The organism is Streptomyces sp. NPDC050988 (genome assembly GCF_044456225.1).
GTDB lineage: Bacteria > Actinomycetota > Actinomycetes > Streptomycetales > Streptomycetaceae > Streptomyces.
The window spans coordinates 1-18,938 of sequence record NZ_JBITFQ010000003.1 but is presented as its reverse complement, the minus strand read 5'-3'; the positions used below and the strand labels follow the sequence as shown (position 1 = coordinate 18,938).

At 72.5% G+C, this 18,938-nt stretch carries 18 protein-coding genes; 9 read left to right on the top strand and 9 right to left on the bottom strand.

Going from position 1 to position 18,938, the window contains the following annotated elements; translation table 11 throughout:
* The first annotated feature begins 1 nt into the window (after position 1).
* Positions 2-889, top strand: a complete 888-nt coding sequence (locus tag ACIBEI_RS08280; RefSeq protein WP_398886401.1) for an MEDS domain-containing protein — start codon at positions 2-4, stop codon at positions 887-889.
* A 27-nt stretch (positions 890-916) separates the two neighbouring features.
* On the top strand, positions 917-1,885 hold the full coding sequence (locus ACIBEI_RS08275) for an anti-sigma factor RsbA family regulatory protein (protein ID WP_398886399.1): 969 nt from the start codon (positions 917-919) through the stop codon (positions 1,883-1,885).
* Positions 1,886-2,036: 151 nt separating this feature from the next.
* Here the strand turns inward: ACIBEI_RS08275 and ACIBEI_RS08270 are convergent, their stop codons facing one another.
* Together ACIBEI_RS08270 and ACIBEI_RS08265 are read right to left on the bottom strand one after the other, a co-directional pair.
* The gene (locus tag ACIBEI_RS08270; RefSeq protein WP_398886397.1) at positions 2,037-3,191 is read right to left on the bottom strand and encodes a serine hydrolase domain-containing protein; all 1,155 of its coding nucleotides are present in this window, start codon (positions 3,189-3,191) and stop codon (positions 2,037-2,039) included.
* 509 nt (positions 3,192-3,700) lie between these two features.
* Positions 3,701-4,669, bottom strand: a complete 969-nt coding sequence (locus ACIBEI_RS08265) for an acetylxylan esterase (protein WP_398886396.1) — start codon at positions 4,667-4,669, stop codon at positions 3,701-3,703.
* A gap of 112 nt (positions 4,670-4,781) precedes the next feature.
* Here ACIBEI_RS08265 and ACIBEI_RS08260 point away from each other — a divergent pair, with 112 nt between their 5' ends.
* Positions 4,782-6,140, top strand: a complete 1,359-nt coding sequence (locus ACIBEI_RS08260; protein ID WP_398886394.1) for an 8-oxoguanine deaminase — start codon at positions 4,782-4,784, stop codon at positions 6,138-6,140.
* A 33-nt stretch (positions 6,141-6,173) separates the two neighbouring features.
* On the opposite strand, the gene ACIBEI_RS08255 is transcribed toward ACIBEI_RS08260, so the two are convergent.
* A complete protein-coding gene (locus ACIBEI_RS08255) occupies positions 6,174-6,758 on the bottom strand; it encodes a hypothetical protein (RefSeq protein WP_398886392.1) in 585 nt (194 codons plus the stop codon).
* 304 nt (positions 6,759-7,062) lie between these two features.
* On the opposite strand from ACIBEI_RS08255, the gene ACIBEI_RS08250 reads away from it, so the two are divergent.
* Positions 7,063-7,950: a universal stress protein gene (locus ACIBEI_RS08250; protein ID WP_398886390.1), complete on the top strand. Its 888-nt coding sequence runs from the start codon at positions 7,063-7,065 to the stop codon at positions 7,948-7,950.
* A gap of 149 nt (positions 7,951-8,099) precedes the next feature.
* On the opposite strand, the gene ACIBEI_RS08245 is transcribed toward ACIBEI_RS08250, so the two are convergent.
* Both ACIBEI_RS08245 and ACIBEI_RS08240 read right to left on the bottom strand, forming a co-directional pair.
* Positions 8,100-8,876 carry a ferredoxin reductase gene (locus tag ACIBEI_RS08245; protein ID WP_398887344.1) on the bottom strand — a complete coding sequence of 259 codons (777 nt, stop codon included), beginning with the start codon at positions 8,874-8,876 and terminating at the stop codon, positions 8,100-8,102.
* A 7-nt stretch (positions 8,877-8,883) separates the two neighbouring features.
* Positions 8,884-9,489 carry a sulfite oxidase-like oxidoreductase gene (locus ACIBEI_RS08240; protein WP_398886388.1) on the bottom strand — a complete coding sequence of 202 codons (606 nt, stop codon included), beginning with the start codon at positions 9,487-9,489 and terminating at the stop codon, positions 8,884-8,886.
* Between the two features lie 194 nt (positions 9,490-9,683).
* On the opposite strand from ACIBEI_RS08240, the gene ACIBEI_RS08235 reads away from it, so the two are divergent.
* Together ACIBEI_RS08235 and ACIBEI_RS08230 are read left to right on the top strand one after the other, a co-directional pair.
* The gene (locus ACIBEI_RS08235) at positions 9,684-10,604 is read left to right on the top strand and encodes an NADP-dependent oxidoreductase (RefSeq protein ID WP_398886386.1); all 921 of its coding nucleotides are present in this window, start codon (positions 9,684-9,686) and stop codon (positions 10,602-10,604) included.
* On the top strand, positions 10,601-11,320 hold the full coding sequence (locus ACIBEI_RS08230) for a GNAT family N-acetyltransferase (protein ID WP_398886384.1): 720 nt from the start codon (positions 10,601-10,603) through the stop codon (positions 11,318-11,320). Before ACIBEI_RS08235 ends, ACIBEI_RS08230 begins: the two co-directional genes overlap by 4 nt.
* Positions 11,321-11,483: 163 nt before the next feature.
* Here ACIBEI_RS08230 and ACIBEI_RS08225 read toward each other — a convergent pair whose 3' ends face one another.
* On the bottom strand, positions 11,484-11,942 hold the full coding sequence (locus tag ACIBEI_RS08225) for a MarR family winged helix-turn-helix transcriptional regulator (RefSeq protein WP_398886382.1): 459 nt from the start codon (positions 11,940-11,942) through the stop codon (positions 11,484-11,486).
* Between the two features lie 284 nt (positions 11,943-12,226).
* Here ACIBEI_RS08225 and ACIBEI_RS08220 point away from each other — a divergent pair, with 284 nt between their 5' ends.
* The 3 genes from ACIBEI_RS08220 to ACIBEI_RS08210 all read left to right on the top strand — a co-directional run bounded on the left by ACIBEI_RS08220 (position 12,227) and on the right by ACIBEI_RS08210 (position 15,745).
* A complete protein-coding gene (locus tag ACIBEI_RS08220; RefSeq protein WP_398886380.1) occupies positions 12,227-13,015 on the top strand; it encodes a putative protein N(5)-glutamine methyltransferase in 789 nt (262 codons plus the stop codon).
* Positions 13,016-13,143: 128 nt separating this feature from the next.
* Positions 13,144-15,159 (top strand): FAD-dependent oxidoreductase, encoded by a 2,016-nt coding sequence (locus ACIBEI_RS08215; protein WP_398886378.1) that lies wholly within the window; start codon positions 13,144-13,146, stop codon positions 15,157-15,159.
* Between the two features lie 31 nt (positions 15,160-15,190).
* Positions 15,191-15,745: a PadR family transcriptional regulator gene (locus ACIBEI_RS08210; RefSeq protein ID WP_398886376.1), complete on the top strand. Its 555-nt coding sequence runs from the start codon at positions 15,191-15,193 to the stop codon at positions 15,743-15,745.
* A 94-nt stretch (positions 15,746-15,839) separates the two neighbouring features.
* Here ACIBEI_RS08210 and ACIBEI_RS08205 read toward each other — a convergent pair whose 3' ends face one another.
* The 3 genes from ACIBEI_RS08205 to ACIBEI_RS08195 form a co-directional block, all read right to left on the bottom strand.
* Positions 15,840-16,406, bottom strand: coding sequence for a hypothetical protein (locus ACIBEI_RS08205; RefSeq protein WP_398886374.1), 567 nt, complete (start codon positions 16,404-16,406; stop codon positions 15,840-15,842).
* 200 nt (positions 16,407-16,606) lie between these two features.
* Entirely contained in the window at positions 16,607-17,548 is a 942-nt protein-coding gene (locus ACIBEI_RS08200) for a LysR family transcriptional regulator (RefSeq protein ID WP_398886372.1), read from the bottom strand.
* Positions 17,549-17,631: 83 nt separating this feature from the next.
* A complete protein-coding gene (locus ACIBEI_RS08195) occupies positions 17,632-18,630 on the bottom strand; it encodes a fibronectin type III domain-containing protein (RefSeq protein WP_398886370.1) in 999 nt (332 codons plus the stop codon).
* Between the last annotated feature and the right edge of the window lie 308 nt (positions 18,631-18,938).

Below are 18,938 nucleotides of genomic sequence, written 5' to 3'. Positions count from 1 at the left end.
GATGGACACCGTGCCCGCACCCAGAGCAGTCGGAGAGATGCGCGCCGGAGACCATCTGCTCCTGGGCTACGAAGCGGACGAGGAGCGCGAGACCGTGGTCGCCGCGTTCCTCCTGGACGGGCTGGCCAGCGGCCACCGCGGGCTGCTGCTGGGCCCGGCCGATCTGCCCGCCGACCTCGCCCTCACCTTCCTGGAGTCCCGCGGCTGCGCCGTCGACGACGAACTCGCCGCCGGACGGCTGACCGTGGACCCGCACCTCGCGACCCCAGACGGCCTGTGGGACCTGGACGAGGTGATCCGCCGCGAGACGCGCCGCGCCGTCGGCGACGGCTACCTCGGCCTGCGCGTCAGCATGGAGGTCATGCGCGGCCAGGCGGGCAAGGGCCTCAAGACGCTGCACGACAGCGAACTCCTCCTCGAACCCGTCTTCGCGTCCCTGCCGGTGCTCGGCATCTGCCAGTACGACCGCCGTGTCTTCGGCGAGGGCGAGCTGGCCCCTCTCGACGGACTGCACCACGGCAGGGTCGCCGCCGACCTCGTCTGGCACGACGAACTGCTCTCCATCACCCGCACCTTCGCCCCGCCCGGTCTCGCGCTCGCCGGAGAGGTCGACGACACGAACGTGACCGCCCTGGCCCGCGCCCTGCACGCCGAGACGGCCCGTGCCCGCGCCCGCCCGGTGAACGGGGTCCGCACCCTGATCGACCTGCGCGAACTGCGCTTCATCGACGTCGGCGCGCTGCGCCTGCTGGTCTTCGCGGGCGGCGCCCTGTCCGCGTCCGGCGGCACCCTCGTCCTGCACGGCGTCGCCCCGCACATCCAGCGGCTGATGCGGGTCACCGGCTGGGACCGGGTGCCCGGGCTGGTCGTAGAGCAGTCGGACCTGTAGGAGCACCCGGCGGAAGGAGCGGCGCCCGTGAGCCGTACGCGGTTCGTCCACCAGGCGCTTTGCTACGGCTCGGACGACGAGTTCCTCGACGGCACGCTGACCTTCGCCCGCGACGGCCTGGACGCCGGCGACACCGTCCTCGCCGTGGTCACCTCCCACAACATCGGCCTCCTCGACGAGGCACTCGGCCACCGCTCCGACGAGGTCGAGTTCGTCGACGCGGACGACTGGTACAGCAGTCCGTCCCGCACCCTGGGCCGCTACAACGCCTACTGCGCCGCGCACGACACGGACGCGAGCGGCAGGCCGCGCGGGGTCCGGGTCATCGGCGAGCCCGTCTGGTCGGACCGTACGGCCTTGGAGGTCCGTGAGTGGATGCGCTACGAGTCCGTGCTCAACATCGCCTTCGCGGGCACCGGCCACTGGATCCTCTGCCCGTACGACATCCGCGTCCTCCCGGTCGCCATCATCCGCTCGGCGGTCCGCACCCATCCCGAACTCTGCCTGGGACCACGGCAGTCGGCGCACTGCGGCCGCTATGTCGACCCGGCCGAGTTCTACGCCGAGTGCGACAGGACACGGCCTCCGGCGCTCCCCGCGGGACACGACGACGTGCCCTTCGCGCGCGGCCGTTCGGCGCACGTTCGGCGCGCGCTCTCTACGTACGCCCGTGGCCTGGGGGTGCCCGAGCAGCTGACGCACGACATGGTGACCGCGGTGCACGAGGCGGTGGTCAACTCCCTGCGTCACGGGGGCGGTCGGGGCGTCCTGCGGCTGCGCAGCGACCCCGACCACGTCATCTGCGAGATCTCCGACACCGGCACGCCGACCGCGCCTCCGCGCCCGCCGTTCCCCGGCCATCTGCCACCCGATCCGCGCGCCCCGAACGGCCACGGGATGTGGGTGGTACGGCAGTTGAGCGACCTGGCCACGCAGACGCTGGCCCCGGGGGGCTCTGTGGTACGCCTGTACTTCAGGAGGAGCGCCGCACGGTGACGGGCGCGCGGCCGCCTTCACCGGGCACCCCCCATCCGGGCCGCGAGGACCGCGAGGCGGCGCCGACGGCAATTCCTTGAGGGGCGCGAGGTCGCCGTGCGCCGTGCCGACGGTGGTCGGGCAACCGGCCGCGCCCAGCCCGGCCCTGCCTTCAGAGCGCGGTGTAGAGCGCGTCGATGAGTGCCATCTTCCGCGGGTCGTCGGCGATGTGGGGGCCCATGCGGTTCATGACGTAGCCCAGCGAGACGCCCGACTCCGGGTCGGCGAGACCGCAGGAACCGCCGAAGCCGTCATGACCGATGGCCCTCGGATTCGGCCCGTAGGAACGGCCTGGGCCGCTGAGCCAGAGGCCCAGGCCGATCTCCGTCTCGCTTTCGAAACCGACCCCGAGAACCAGGTCCCGGCAGGCACCCTGCCCCTCACGGACCCGCTCGGCGGCCTCCGCGGAGAGGACGCGCCGCGAGCCGTACGAGCCCCGCCCGGCGAGGATCCCGTACAGCGCGGCGACCGCGCGGGCCGTGCCGTGTCCGTTGGCGGCCGGGATCTCCGCGGCCCGCCACGCCGCCGTGTTGGCCTGGGCCGCGCCCGTCGGGGGATTGGCCAGGGCGGCCAGCGCCACCGGCGTCAACTGGCTGAAGATCGCGGCCTGTTCACTGGACGAGGCGGCCGGCGGATGCACCAGCTCGGCCGCGCGCCCTGCCTCCTTCTCGGGCAGCCCGACGGTGAAGTCGATGCCGAGCGGCCCGGTCACCTCCCGCTCCAGGAACGCGCCCGGGAGCAACCCCGAGATGCGCCGCACCACTTCACCGACCAGGAAGCCGTAGGTCAAGGCGTGATAGCCCGACGCCGTTCCCGGCTCCCACCAGGGCTCCGCCGCCGCGAGCCGCTTCGTGGTCAGCTCCCAGTCGAAGAGCTGGTCCAGCGAGTGCGGCTCACGCAGCCCCGCCAGACCCGCCCGGTGGGACAGCAGATGCCGTACGAGCACCGCCTCCTTGCCCGCCGCGGCGAACTCCGGCCAGTACGTGGCCACCGGCGCGTCCAGGTCGAGCAGTCCGCGGTCGGCCAGGATGTGCGCACACAGTGCTGTGGGCCCCTTCGTGGTCGACCACACGTTGACCAGCGTGTCCCGCTCCCACGCGCGTGTCCGGGCCGAGTCGGCCCAGCCGCCCCACAGGTCGACCACGGTCTCGCCGTCCACCGTGACGGCCACCGCCGCACCCAGTTCGTCGCGCTCCCGGAAGTTCTCCTCGAACGCGTCCCGCACCGCCTCGAAGCGCGCCTCGCACCGCCCCTGAACCTGGGACATGGCTCCTCCGTCGTCCGCCGGGAAGCCAGGCGTGAGAGAGCGCCCGGCTGCCCTGAACATACCGACTGGTCGGACTGGGTGGAAGTGGTAGGGCGGCACATGTGCAGGCCGTGAAGCGGGATCGCTGCAGTCCGCAGACGGCCACAAGGGCGCCCCGTCAGGGGCGCGGGGAACTGCGCGCCCAGCCACAGCCGGTCCGCAGATACCCAACAACCTGACACCCCTCCCCGTCGCGCTCAGCCAAGAAACAGCGACCCCGCCGGCTCCTGATGCCCTGGCACGGAGTGCCAGTAGTCCCGCGCCTCCACGGCGAAGCCCTCCGCGTCGAAGCGCACGAAGACACACCCGGCCAGCGTCGAGGCCCATGCGGCTCCCGGAATGGCATCGACCGGTGGACGCACCCCTCGGCGTACAGCGCCAGCAGCGCGTCCACGTCGTGTTCCGCCCAGGCCCGCTCCCACACCCGGACGAACCGCTCGGCCGCCTTGCGGGTCTCCATTCCGGCCGCCTCAGAAGCGCCGGGGCAGCCAGGCCAGCTTCACTGCCTCCTGGAACGGGCCGCCGCCCTCGTGGTCGTTGAAGTCGTACACCTCGATCGCCTTGTCGTCGTGGCCCCACGCGTTGAAGGCCGCGAAGACCGTCGACGGCGGGCAGGTCTGGTCCTCCAGGGCCGCCGAGAACAGGGCGGGCGCCCTGCCGCGTGCGGCGAAGTGCACGCCGTCGAAGTAGGAGAGCGTGCGCAGGACCTGCTCGGTGCGGCCGCGGTGCGTCTTGAGGTAGTTGCCGATCTCCCGGTACGGATCGCGGTCCGTGAGCGTCGTCGCGCGCGGGTAGTCGCACAGGAACGGCACGTCCGGCGCGACCGCCGAGAGGTCCGGCACCAGTCCGCCCACGGCGATGGAGATACCGCCGCCCTGGCTCGAACCGACCACCGCGACGCGCTCGGCGTCGACGAACTCGTGCGAGCGGGCCGCCTCCACGGCCCGTACCCCGTCGGTGAACACCCGCCGGTAGTAGTAGTTCTCGGGAGCGTCGACGCCCCGTGTCATGAACCCGGGATACGCGGGCGCGCTGCCCACCGGGTCCGGCGTGTCCCCGCCGCCGCCCCACGCCCCACCCTGCCCCCGCGTGTCCATCACGAAGTGCGCGAAGCCCGCCGAGGCCCACAGCAGATGCGTATGGGGAAGGCCGCGTCCGCCGCCGTAGCCGATGTACTCGACGACCGTCGGCAACGGTGTGTTCGCCCAGGCCGGAAGCGTCAGCCAGCCCTTCACGGGGTGGCCGCCGAACCCGGCGAACGTGACGTCGAAGACCTTCACGTTCTTCAGATGGGTCTCGACGGGTTCGAAGCGGGCGTCCAGGCCGTGCTCGCGCGCCTCCTGAAGCGTCTTGCCCCAGAAGGCGTCGAAGTCCTCGGGCTCGACGGACGCACTGCGGTAGTTCCGGAGCTGATCGAGAGGAAGGTCGAACAAGGCCATGGAAGACCGCCTTTGCTACGAATCAGGGTGCGGATGATCACACCGTACGGGGGTGGCCGGAGGGTCGCCAGACCTCCTCCGCCGACCGGCCCGTGCTGGCTACGATGACGCCATGCCGCCTGCCGTGGACCTGCTGGTCAAGGACGCCGAACTGCTGGTAGTGGACGGGGAACGGGAGATCCCGGGCGGCTGGCTGGCCGTCAGGGACGGCCGGGTCGCCGCCGTGGGCGGTCCCGGTGCCGAACCGGAGGCCCGCTCGACGGTGTCCGCGGCCGGCCGGATCGTTACCCCCGGACTGATCAACACGCACCACCACATCTACCAGAACCTCACCCGCTCCTACGCGCCCGCGGTGAACGGCTCCCTCTTCGACTGGCTCACCACGCTGTACCCGCTGTGGGCCGCGCTCGACGAGGAGGCGGTCTACGTGTCGGCGTACGTCGGCATGACCGAGCTGCTGATGGGCGGCTGCACGACCTCCTCGGACCACCTCTACGTACATCCGCGCCCGCGCCTCGTGGACGCCGAGATCCGCGCCGCGCGGGACATCGGGTTCCGCTTCCACGCCACCCGCGGCTCGATGACCCGGTCCGTGGAGGACGGGGGACTGCCGCCGAGGAGCGTCACACAGACCGAGGACGAGGTCCTCGCCGACAGCGAGCGGCTGATCAAGGCCCACCACGACCCGGAGCCGGGCGCGCTCGTCCGGGTCGCGCTCGCCCCCTGCTCGCCGTTCTCCGTCACCAAGGAACTGATGACGGCGACCGCGGAACTCGCCGAACGATACGACGTACGACTGCACACGCATCTCGCCGAGGACCGCGACGAGGACACGTACTGCCTGGAGACGTACGGCTGCCGGCCCGTCGAGTACTTCGAGGACACGGGATGGCTGAGCGACCGCAGCTGGGTCGCGCACTGCATCTACCCGAACGACGCCGAACTGCGGCGCCTCGCCGGGGCCGGGGTCGGCGTGGCGCACTGCCCCAGCTCCAACATGCTCATCGGCGGCGGCACCGCCCGCGTGCGGGAGATGCGCGAGCTGGGACTGCCGGTCGGTATCGGCTGCGACGGCTCCGCCTCCACGGACCACGCCTCGCTGTGGATGGAGACCCGCGGCGCGCTCCTGCTCGGCCGCTACCGGGGCGGACCCGGCGCGATGACCGCCCGTGACGCCCTCGACATCGCGACCCGTGGCTCCGCCCAATGCCTGGGCCGCGCCGACGAGTTGGGGCACCTGCGGCCGGGCGCCTGCGCCGACCTCGTCGTCTGGGACCTGCACGAGGTCGCGCTCGCGGGCGCGCTGAGCGACCCCGTAGAGGCCTGGCTGCGCTGCGGGCCCGGCCGCGCCTGGACCACGGTGGTCGGCGGCCGCGTCCTCGTCGACCGGGGCGAGCCGGTGCTGCCTGGGCTGCGTGACGCGCTGCGGGCGCACGGGCGCATCGCGCGGAGCATGCAGCGACTCGGCTGACGCCCGCCGAGGGCTGATCGCCGGCGGATCCGCTCACGTGCAGTGCCGCCGCCACTCGGGCCCCGTGTACGCCCACTCCCGTTCCCACTCGGCCAGGCGATGGCGCGTGGCGACCCGTCGTACGACGGCGTACCCGGCCAGGACACCGCCCGCGAACACGCCTGTGCCGCAGGCGCCCGCCGACAGCGTGTGCTGCCACACGGCGGTGCCGTCCGCGGGGGCGGGCACGACCCGGCCCCGCTCGTCCAGCCAGATGTACGCGCGGTCGCCGCTCCGGGTGCCGGCGGGTACCCGGGCCTTTTCGGTGCGCGGCGGCTCGCCCGGCTCGGTCCAGCGGACGGTCACCCGGTAGGTCGGCTGGGCTTCGCCCTCGGAGGTCGGCATCGCGGCGGGCGCGTGCTCGGTGACCTCGGCGGGCACCCGGTGCCGCTGGGCGCGCTGCTCCTCGGCCCTGGTCCGCGCGCTGTCGTACGCCCACCAGCCCGCGGCGATCCCGGCCAGCGGGCCACCGACGCACAGCAGGACCGCGACGCACAGCGCGGTCCACGCCTCCACCACGTCCGAGCGGCGCCGCAGCGGATTGCGCCGCCATCGCCAGCCCCGAATCCGCGTCCGCATGTCCCGGCCTCCTCACCACGTGACCGCTCTCGCCTCTCGGCACCGCTCGTGACCGTTACCGCCTCTCGTCACACGCTCACCGGCGTACACCGCCCACCTTCCACCGTCCTCTCCGTCGGGCGTCTTCGCCAGCCGCGCACGACTGATCCGCGCCCGGTGTGGAACCCGCGTCGTGTGTGTGACCGGGAAGTCGTGTGCGACCGGGGCGGCGATCACCGCGAAGGCATCCGCGAGACGCGTGAGAGGGGTACCCCGAGACGCGCGGGCGAAAGGCAGGAGGCATGAGCTTCGAAAGGTACGAGCCATGAACAAGGACACCCGGACCGTCACCGTCGGCATCGACGGCTCCCGCGCGAGTCTCGACGCCGCCGACTGGGCGGCCCGCGAGGCCGAGCGACGCGGGGTCGCCCTGAGGCTGCTGCACGCCGGAGACGAACCCGCCGCACCCGTATGGCTCCCGGGCGGCACGCCCGTCCGCACCACACTCGACCGGGCCGCCGTCCAACTCTCCTACGGCCACCCGGCGTTGGACATCATCGCCCGCCGCACCGAAACACCAGCCGTCCCGGCGCTGGTCGCCGCCGCCGCGGAGTCGGAGACCCTGGTCCTGGGCTCGCGGGGCTTCAGCGGCTTCGCCGGATTCCTGGTCGGCTCGGTCGCGCTCGCCGTGGCCGCGCGGGCCGAACGCCCCGTGGTGCTGGTGCGCGCGGGCGAGCTCCCCGAGGACGAGCGGGCGCTCGTCGACGGAACCACCCCGCCGGACCGGGCCCCGTACCTGCCCGTGGTCCTCGGTCTCGACCTCGCCCACCCCGCCGACGACCTCATCGGCCATGCCTTCGACACGGCCAATGTCCGCTCGGCGCCGCTGCACGTCGTGCACGCCTGGACGCGGTCCCCACGACGGGGTTACCTCGACGGCGGGCGGATGCCGGGTGACACGGCTGAGCAGGAGGACGCCAAGTGTCGTTCCCTGGCGGTGACTCTGCAGCCGTGGCGTCACAAGTACCCGGAGACCGAGGTCACCGAGCGTGTCGCCCACGGACACGCCGGGCACCATCTGCTGCAGGCGTCCGCCCGGGCGGGACTGCTGGTCATCGGCCGCCGCGCCTCGGCCGGCCCGGGCCTGGGCCGCGCGGCACGCTCCCTGGTCCACCACTCCACGTGCCCGGTCGCCGTCGTGCCCCATCCCTGAGAGGGATCACACGCCACCGCTCGATCACACGACCCGGGCGGACCGCACGACACGCGCCGACCGTGCGAATCGGGCCGATCACGCGCCTGGGACCGATCACGCGACCGGCCCGATGGCGCGACCGGGCCCGATGGCGCGACCCGGGTCGATCAGCCGAAGCGCTCGATCCGGATACGGTCCACCGGCTGGCCGGCGTCCACCAGCAGCCGCGAGGCATGCTCGGCGAAGCCGTTCGAACCGCACACATAGGCCTCCCACCCACCTTCGGGCCGGTCGGCCAGGAGCGCCGCCACATGTGCGGCCGACACACGTCCCACGGGCACACCCTCCGGCGCGGTGCGCGTGAACACGGGTGTCGTCTCGGCCCCGTACTCCGACCCGTAGATCAGCTCCTCGGGACTGCGGGCCGAGACCAGCAGCCGCAGCGGCACCGACAGCCCCCGCGCGCGACGGTGGCGGACCATCGACATCAGCGGTACGACGCCGGAGCCAGCGCCTACGAGCAGGGCGGGCCGGTCGCCCGGCCAGGCGAAGAAGCCGCTGAGCGGTCCGCGCACCTCCACCTCGTCGCCGGGTTCGGCGACTGTGTGGAACCAGCCGGACACCTCACCGCCGTCGACATGGTCGAGGGTCAGCTCGATGTGCCCGGTGTCGTCGGGCGGCGAGGCGATCGAGTAGTGCCGCTGGGCGACATAGCCGTCCCCGGCCCGGAGCCGCAGCATCAGGTGCTGCCCGGGCAGATGGCCCTCCCAGGCCGGCACGGCGAACCGGAAGGTCGCCGCGTGCGGGGTCTCCCGGCGGACCTCGGTGAGCGTGGCGCGCTGCCAGGTGGCCGCCGTGAGGTTGTTCACGGAGATCCGGCCGGGCACGGCGAAGCGCGTCGGCGGCGTGAAGCCGGCCGACGACGTGGAGTCCGTGGCGGACATGGTGTTCTCAGTCACCGGAGTAGCGCTGCTCTTCCCAGGGGTTGCCGCGGTGGTGGTAGCCGTTCTGCTCCCAGAAGCCCGGCTCGTCGTGGTCGAGAAGCCGGAGGCCCGCGATCCACTTGACGCTCTTCCAGAAGTACAGATGCGGCACGATCAGCCGCGCCGGGCCACCGTGCTCGGCGGGCAGCGGCCCGTCCCCGTACTCCCACACGATCCAGGCGCGCCCACCGGTGAGGTCCGCGAGGGGGAGGTTCGCGGTGTAGCCGGTGTGCGAGTACGCGACGACGTGCGTGGCCTCCGGCGCCGGACGGGCCGTGTCGAGGAACGCGTCGAGCGACACGCCCCCGAAGCGCACCCCGAACTTCGACCAGCTCGTCACGCAGTGGATGTCACCCTCGTACGCGGACGGCGGCAGCGCGTGCGCCTCGTCCCAGGCCCAGGTGCGCGGTTCGGCGACCAGTCCGTCGACGGTGAACGTCCACTCCTCGGGCGACAGGTCCGGTGTGACCTCCGCGGACAGGACGGGCCAGTCGTCGCCCGTGTCGTACTGGCCGGGCGGCAGCCCGTCGTTGCGGACGCGCGGGCGCCCGGTGAAGCCTCGGGTGACGTTCATGCGGGAGGTGCCTCCAGGCCTGCCGGACGGCGGCCCTTGATCGTTGCGTACGCTCTCCACGGTACCGGGCCCATCGGAAAGCCCCGCCCTGGATCGTTGCGGCCGCATGAACAGTCCGGCGGCCGGGGAATAGCAGCCCCGCGATCCACCTTGCCGCTAGTGCCCACCCCGGTGCGAAGGAGAGTGACGGAGCAATGCCCAAGGCGTACGTCTTCACCCAGTACGGCGGCCCCGAGACCGAAGCCCTCGTCGACCAGGACCGCCCGAGCCCCGGTCCCGGCGAGCTGCTGGTCGCCGTACGCGCGGCGGGCGTGAACCCCGTCGACTCCAAGCAGCGCACCGGCTACCAGCGCCCCGGCCAGCAACCGCGCGCGGTGCCCGCCGTGTTCGGCAACGAGGCCGCCGGAGTCGTCGAGGAGGTCGGCGAGGGCGTCACGGGCTTCGCGGTCGGGGACGAGGTCTTCGGCAACCCGGTCGCCGGGGCGTTCGCCCAGTACGTACTGCTCCCCGTGGCGGTCACCGCCCACAAGCCCGCCGGTGTCTCCTTCACGGACGCCGCGGCCCTGCCTGTAGCCGCGGCGACCGCGTACGACGGAGTCCGCCAGCTGGACCTGCCGGCCGGCTCGACCCTGCTGGTCACGGGCGCGGGAGGCGGTGTGGGCGCCTCGGTGCTCCAGATCGCGCGCGCCGAGGGACTGAACGTCATCGGTGTGGCGAGCGCGGGCAAGAAGGACCTGGTCGAGTCGCTCGGTGCCGTGCATGTGCCGTCGGGCCCCGACTTCGCCGGCGGCGTACGGGCCGTGGCGCCCGACGGCGTGGACGCCGTCTACGACGTGGTCGGCGGTGAGGTCCTGGAAGCAGCGGCCGAGCTGGTCGCGGACCGGACGAAGCTGATCACGGCCGGCGGCAAGGACATCGTGGCGCGCCTCGGCGGCTCGCCCGTCGCGCGGGCCCGTACCGCCGCGGTGCTCGACCAGGTGGTCCGGCTGGTGGCCGACGGCAAGCTGGACCCCTTGGTGACGCGGACCTTCCCCCTCGAACGGGCCGGGGAGGCCCTGCGTACAGTTGAGGAGGGCCACACACGCGGCAAGGTCGTGATCGAGGTCGCCGTATGAGCGGGGTGCGTCACCCGCTGGACAACCCCGCGCTCGGCTCGCTGACCGGCCCGCACGCCCACTTCGCCGAGCGGCACGGGCGCGTGCTGCGCTACCCCGTCGACGTGTCGCCCTGGCTGGCGCTGCCCGACGAGCCGGACGCCGGCGACTGGGCCGACCTCGCGGCGCTCGTCGGCCCCGGTGAGGAGATGGGTCTGCCCGCCTTCGACGGAGGCATCCCGGACGGCTGGGAAGTGACGTTCAGCCTGGACGGCGTACAGCTCGTGGACGACGGCCTGGCCGCCGCACCCGAGCCGGAGGCCGTCCGGCTCGGTCCCGCCGACGTACCGGAGATGCTGGACCTGGTCGAGCGCACCAGACCGGGCCCGTTCCTGCCCCGGACCGTCGAACTCGGCACGTATCTCGGAATCCGTCGGAACGGGACCCTGATCGCAATGGCGGGGGAGCGGCTCCATCCACCCGGCTGGACCGAGATCAGCGCGGTCTGTACCCACCCGGACTTCCGCGGCGAGGGCCTCGCGACGCGGCTGACCCTGGCGGTCGCCCACGGCATCCGCGCCCGGGGCGAGACCCCGTTCCTGCACGCCGCCGCGGAGAACACCACCGCCATCAGGCTCTATGAGGCGATGGGCTTCCGGCTGCGGCGCAGGACGCGGTTCGTGGGTGCGCGGGTGCCCGAACCTCTCGGTGACCGGGAGACGTCGGGGGTCGCTTAGCGGTGAGGGAGGGCGTGGAGCCGCGGCGGGCTTGAAAGTCGGTGGTGTGGCGGCCCTCAAGACGCGGCCCTCAAGTCGCGGGCCTCAAGCTGAGGGCCTCAAGACGCGGCCTCAAGCTGAGAGGCACGTCGGGCAGCCCGCGCGCTCGCCTGCCCGACGTGCCTCAGTCGGTCTGGGGCGAGGTCTTGAAGGTCACTCCGCCCGCCGCCGCGTTGTACCGCAGCAGATACCCGGCGAACCGCTCCAGGTCCTCCTCGGGCCAGCCCGCGAGCCGCTCGCGAAAAGCCACCCGGCGGCTCGCGGTCACCTGGGTGAGGATCTCCGTGCCGGCGGCGGTGAGGTGGAGCACCTGGACGCGCTGGTCCTGCGGATCGGCGCGGCGCTCGACCAGCCCGGCCCGTTCGAGGGCCGAGACCTGACGGCTGACCGTGGACTTGTCCAGGGCGTAGTGCGCGGCCAGGTCGGTGGCCCGGCAGCCGCCGACATCCTCCAGGTGGCCGAGCAGCGTGTACGAGACCAGGGACAGCTCGGGGTGCAGACGTCCCGCCGAGGCCCGGGCGCGGCGGGCGAAGGCCGTCAGCTCGTGGTGGATCGTCTCGATGGACACGTCGGCTGCGTTCACGGTTTTATCCTTCCTCTTCTGGTTGCACCGTACAACTAAGTGGTTGCCTAATGCAACTAGAGGTGCCCGGGGGTGCGAGGCGGGGAGGGTCCGGAACCGGGACCCGGCCGGAGTCGGTGCCGTGTAATGTTGCCGTCCGGCTGCGGACCGCCCCAGTCGCGAACGGACCGAGGAGGTGAGCCCCATTACCGCTGTGTCAGCTCGGGTGCTCTCGCCTCAGGGCCTCACCTTCATCAGGTGACCTGGAGGGTGCCCTTCGGCTTCCCGAAAGGCTCTCGGCTTCCATGCCACCTTCTTACGCACATGTCGTCACCGCGCTCCGCTCCGCCGGCTGTGTCTTCGCCGAGGACGAGGCGCGACTGATCCTCTCCACCGCTCGTACACCCGCCGAACTCGCCGTGATGGTGGACCGCCGGGTCGCGGGCCTGCCCCTCGAACACGTCCTGGGCTGGGCCGAGTTCAGGGGCCTGCGGATAGCCGTGGAACCCGGTGTCTTCGTGCCCCGCCGTCGCACCGAGTTCCTTGTCGAGCAGGCCGTCGCGCTCGCCCCCGAGGCCCCCGTCGTCGTGGACCTGTGCTGCGGCTCGGGTGCGGTGGGCGCGGCGCTCGCCGCCGCGCTTCCCGGTGTCGAGCTGCACGCCGCCGATGTCGATCCCGCCGCGGTGCGGTGCGCTCGGCGGAACGTGGGCGCGGGTGCGCATGTTCATGAGGGAGATCTCTTCGAGGCGTTGCCTCGTGGTCTCCGTGGTCGCATCGGCGTTCTGGCCGCCAATGTGCCGTACGTTCCGAGTGGCGAGGTCGGGCTGCTGCCGCCCGAGGCCCGTGACCATGAACCTCTTGTGGCGCTCGACGGGGGTGGGGACGGGCTCGATGTCCTGCGTCGTGTCGCCGTCGAGGCGCCGGGGTGGCTGGCGCCCGGGGGGAGTCTTCTCGTCGAGACGAGTGAGCGCCAGGCCGGGCCGGCTGTCGAGATCCTTGCCGGTGCTGGGCTGATGGCGAGGCTGGAGGTTTCGGAGGAGCTCTACGCGAATGTCGTGATCGGCGTGAAGCAGCTCCGCAGGGGGCGGGACTGAACCTGCGGGTTCGTTGTGGCCGGTCGCGCAGTTCCCCGCGCCCCTTCGGGTCGCGATTGTGCAACTAGTTGCAAAAGGGCCCCTCCGTCGTCTACAAAGACATGACGACACCGCGTACGGAGGGGCCCATGAGCCGTTACCCGCATCTGCTGAACCCGCTCGACCTGGGCTTCACCACGTTGGCGAACCGTGTGCTCATGGGCTCCATGCACGTCGGCCTGGAAGAGGCCGAGCGGGGCTTCGAGCGTATGGCGGAGTTCTACGCGGCCCGGGCGCGCGGCGGTGTCGGCCTCATCGTCACCGGCGGCATCGCCCCCAACGAGGCGGGCCGCCCGTACGAGGGCGGCGCCAAGCTCACCACCGAGGCGGAGGCCGAGCAGCACAGCGGGATCACCGCCGCGGTGCACCGCGAGGGCGGGAGGATCGCGATGCAGATCCTCCACTTCGGGCGGTACGCCTACCACCAGGACCTGGTCGCCCCCAGCGCGCTCCAGGCGCCGATCAGCCCGTACCCGCCGCACGCGCTCACCGACGACGAGGTCGAGCGGACCATCGACGACTACGCCAGGGCCGCCCGCCTCGCACGGCAGGCCGGCTACGACGGAGTCGAGATCATGGGCTCCGAGGGCTACCTCATCAACGAGTTCATCGCCGCGCAGACCAACAAACGCGAAGACCGCTGGGGCGGTTCGTACGAGAACCGCATGAGGTTCCCCGTCGAGATCGTCCGCCGGGTGCGGGAGGCGGTCGGCGAGGACTTCATCATCATCTACCGGCTGTCGATGCTGGACCTGGTCCCTGGCGGATCGTCCTTCGACGAGGTGATCACGCTCGCCAAGGCCGTCGAGGCGGCCGGGGCGACCATCATCAACACCGGTATCGGCTGGCACGAGGCCCGGATCCCGACCATCGCGACCTCGGTGCCGCGGGGCGCGTACGCCTGGGTGACCAAGAAGGTCATGGGTGCCGTGTCGATCCCGCTCGTGACGACGAACCGCATCAACACCCCTGACCTGGCAGAGCAGTTGCTCGCCGAGGGCCACGCCGACATGGTGTCGCTGGCCCGCCCGATGCTCGCCGACCCGGACTTCGTGGCCAAGGCGGAAGCGGGGCGCCCCGAGGCCATCAACACCTGCATCGGCTGCAACCAGGCCTGCCTCGACCACACGTTCAGCGGCAAGATCACGTCATGTCTGGTGAACCCGCGGGCCTGCCACGAGACGGAGCTGGTCCTCTCACCGACCAGGCGGAGCAAGCAGGTTGCCGTGGTCGGTGCGGGCCCGGCCGGACTCGCCTGCGCGGTCAGCGCCGCCGAACGCGGCCACGACGTCACCCTCTACGACGCCGCGCACGAGATCGGCGGCCAGCTCAACGTGGCCCGACGGGTCCCCGGCAAGCAGGAGTTCGACGAGACGATCCGCTACTTCCGTACGCAGCTCGAACTGCACGGCGTGGACGTGCGGTTGAACACCCCCGTCACCGCCGAGGACGTCTCCGCGTACGACGAGGTCGTCGTCGCCACGGGAGTCAGCCCGCGCACACCCGAGATCCCGGGCGTCGACCACCCCAGCGTCGTCGGCTACCTCGACGTGCTGCGCGACGGCGCGCCCGTCGGTGACCGGGTCGCGATTCTCGGCGCCGGCGGCATCGGCTTCGACGTCGCCGAGTACCTGAGCGACGGCGGCGACAAGGCGAGCGAGGACCCGGCCACGTACTTCCGGCACTGGGGCGTCGACATGGACTACCGCGCGCCCGGCGGCCTCGGCACCCCCGAGCGGCCCGCCCCGCCGCGGACCGTCCACCTCCTGCAGCGCAAGACGTCCAAGGTCGGCGGAGGCCTCGGCAAGACCACCGGCTGGATCCACCGCACCGAGCTGAAGCACCGCGGCGTCACCATGGTCCCGGGCGTCCAGTACGACCGCATCGACGACGCCGGCCTGCACGTCACCGTCGACGGTCGGGCCTCCGTCCTTCCCGTCGACACGATCGTGCTCTGCACGGGACAGGAACCGCGCCGCGACCTGTACGAGGCACTGCGCGCCGACGGCCGCAGCGTGCACCTCATCGGCGGCGCCGACGTGGCGGCCGAACTGGACGCCAAGCGGGCCATCAAGCAGGGCACGGAGCTGGCGGCGGCGCTGTAGGGACCGTACGGACCGTCCCTAGGATGACTCCATGTCACTCCCGCACGCGATCCTCACCGCCCTGCTCGAGAAGCCGTCCTCGGGGCTTGAGCTGACCCGTCGCTTCGACAGGTCGATCGGCTACTTCTGGTCGGCGACGCATCAGCAGATCTATCGCGAGCTGGGAAAACTGGAGGCCGAGGGACACATCAGGGCCCTCCCGACGCAACAGCCGGCCCGAGGACAGAAGAAGCGGTACGAGGTCCTGCCCGCGGGCCGCGCCGAACTGGCCAGGTGGACCGCCGCGTCCCAGGACCCGAAGCCGCTGCGCGACACGATGCTGCTGCGGCTGCGCGCCGCGGCGGTGGTCGGCACGGAGGGCATCGAGGCGGACCTGCGGCGCCATCTCGACCTGCACCAGCGGCAGTTGGCGGAGTACGAGGAGATCCAGGAGCGGGACTTCCCGCCCGGCAAGGACGCGCCGCAGGACCGCCTTCAGCACCTCGTCCTGCGGGCCGGGATCGACCTGGAGACCTTCTGGACGGGCTGGCTGACACACGCGCTGGAGGAGTTCGATCGGCTTCCCGCGCAGGACCCGGCGTCCTGACGGTCCGGGTATTCGGTGGTCGGCGGCGGCCCGGCCTCCTCGTCGAGACCGGGGTTCCGGCCGTCGAGACCCGGATTCCGGGCCGCCGCCCTCCTCACAGCCGGTGCGGCTTGGAGCGTCGGCGCAGGACCCAGACCGTGGCCCCGACACCCGCCACCACCAGGACACCGCCCGCCGCGTAGGTGGCGGCGCCGTAGTCCTTCGTACCGCCGCCCATCCCGCCCATGACCCCGCGCGAAGGTGACGCCGAAGACGTCGGGGTGGTCGTCGCCGTCGCGGAGATCGTGGGGCTGGAGACGGGGGAGACGGTGACGGACTGGGTGCCCGCCGTGGTGCCGTCGGCGCAGACCACGATGACGGTGTACGTGCCGGTGGTGACGTTGGACCAGGCCGCGGCCTGGCTGGTGCTGGTCCCGGACAGGGTCGCCTGGCGCCCCTGTGCGAAGTTGGCCTGACCGCTGGAGAGCAGTGAGGCGTTCCCCATGGAGCCGTTGGACCTGGTGGCGCAGTCGCTGGTGGTCACCTGCACCGTCGTGCCGCTGGTGGTCACATTGATGGCCGTGTTCACCGCGACGGCCTCCGTGGCGGTGAGGGTCAGCGGCAGCGCGGCGGCGGCCGCCACGGTCAGACCGGAGCGGACGAGCATCTGGGTCATACGCATAGAACTGCCCTCCGACAGCACGGTTGGCGGTACATCCCATGCGCCGCCGAGGGTTGGGAACGTCCGTGCGCCTTCGGACCGAGCCAATGCGAGGATCACCGGTTCCGCATGCGGGCCGGGACCGGGCAGGTGACGAATTCCTTCGTCCGGCCGACCGCCGGTGGCCTGCCCCTGGGTTGCCCACTACTTTCCGCGGGCCGTCACCAGGTCCGGCCGGCCGCCAGGATCCGTTCCCCGACGAGCGCGACATGCGGGCTGTCCGACACCCCCGGGCGCCGCACCAGATACGCGGTGTTGATCGGCGGGTCCTCCGGGTCCAGCAGGGTGACCAGCGCGCCGGAGGCCAGCTCGTCGAGGCACAGATAGCGGGGGAGCACCGAGATCCCGGCGCCCGCCACCACCGCCGCGAGGACGCCACGCAGATCCGGCACCGTGAGCGCCGCCCGACCGGTCAGCCGTACGCCGAAGACGTGCCGCCAGTAGCGCCGCGCGATGGGCAGATCCTCGGCGTACGAGATCAGCGGCGCCGCGTGCAGCACGGCGGGCCCCTCGGCGGCGACCCGGTCCCGGCCGATCCGCTCGGCCCACGCGGGCGCGGCCACGAGGACGAACTCCTCGTCCGCCAGCGGCACCGCGCTCAGGGCGCGGCCGCGCGGCCGTGACGTGGCGATCGCCAGGTCGAAGCGGCCGCCGCGCAGCCCCTCCAGCAGACCGTCGGTCAGCCCGGTGGTGACCCGCAGCCGCACCCCCTGCCCGGTCAGCGGGGCCAGAGCGGGCAGCACCCGGGTGCACAGCAGCTCCGCCGGACCCGCCACATGGACCGGTTCCGGCACCACGTCCGCGCCGAACCCGCCGCGGTCCGTGACCGTCGCGAGCGCGTCCAGCGGCGCCGCGACCCGCGCGGCCAGCTCGTCCGCGACCGAGGTCGACACCACGCCGCGCGGCCGCCGCTCGAACAGCTCGCGCCCCAACTGGTCCTCCAGGGACCGGATCTGCGTGGTCACCGTCGGCTGCGACAGCCCCAGCAGCCGCGCCGCCGCCGTGAACGAACCCGCCCGGTGCACGGCGAGGAAGGTCCGCAGCAGCGAGAGATCGAGCGGGGCGGCGGACGCGGCGGTGCCATTGGACTCCCTATGGGGCATACGGAGAATCCTAGGCCCTGTCTATGGACGGACCACGTGCGGGCGCCTGCCGCCCCCGCCGTACCGCGTTCCGTCGCTCCGCCCTACGGCCGCGCCGCTCCCGTCGTCACCGTCCGTTCCGCCGAGAAGCCGCTCCATGTCCCGTCGGGCAGCTTCGCCCTGATCCGCACCCGCTGGGTGACCCCGGCCTCGCGCCCCACGTAGAAGCTGTACGTCGCCTTGTCGCGGGGTGCGGTCCCGCCCCAGACGAGCGAGGTGGCGGGCTGCCGGTCGAGCTGGATCTGGTACTCGGTGATCACCCCGTCGATCGTGTCGGCGTCGGGCGGAATCCAGGAGAGGTCGAGGTAGTACGCCCCGTCGGTGCGATGCGTCGAGGCCCGGAAGCCGGTCGGTGCCAGGCCGGTGCCCCTCCCGTCCCCTGAGCCGGCGGGAGTCGTGATACGTACCGCCGCGCTCGCGGGCGAGACGTTGTCCGCCGCGTCCCGCGCCCGGACCGTGAAGGAGTACCGCGTGCCCGGCCGCAGCCCTGTGACCACGGTCGCCGACTGTGCGCCGCCCACACTGTGGATCTTCGAGTCGCCCTGATAGATGTCATACGAGGCCACACCCCGGTCGTCCGTGGACCTGTCCCAGGACAACTGGGCGGCCCGGCTCCCGGCCGCCTTGCCGCGGGGGCGCTCGGGGGTGCTCGGGGCCCGTCCGTCGGCGGCGGTCGCGGCCGGAGTGGTGGCCCGCACCCGCTCGCTGGGGGGTCCGAGCCGTCCGTCGGCGTCCCGCGCCCGTACGGAGAAGGCATACGCGGTCGACGGCTTGAGCCTGGTGATGTCGACCATGTGGTCCGAACCCGGTACTTCCTTCACCATCGTGGTGCCGCGATACACCTCGTAGTGGGCGACCTCGGGTTTCCCGGAGGCCCGGTTCCACATGACGTGCACGCTGGTGGAACTGCCCGCCGCCGCGGTGACGCCCGCCGGGGCCGCGGGCGGCCGGTCGGCGGCCGGGCCCTCACCGCCCCAGCCGCAGGACACCACCATGAGCAACGCGCCGCAGACCACCGCGGCTCGCAGGAGTACGCGTCGCACAGCCCTGCCCTCCCTCGACGGGAATGGTCCGGACCAATATGGCCTGGGGGGCGTGACCACATCAAGAGGGCCGTGTTCGCGATATCGATCGGACGTTACGTATGCTGATGCTCTTCGCGGCTGAACTCGCCCTTGTCGTAGGGAAGTTCATGCCCACGGTGCGGAACGCTGTCGTCGCTGATCCCGCGCCGGCGAGGGCGGCCGGGGGGGGGGGGGGGGGGGCGCGCCGGCCCCCCCCCCCCCCCCCCCCCCCCCCCCCCCCCCCCCCCCCCCCCCCCCCCCCCCCCCCCCCCCCCCCCCCCCCCCCC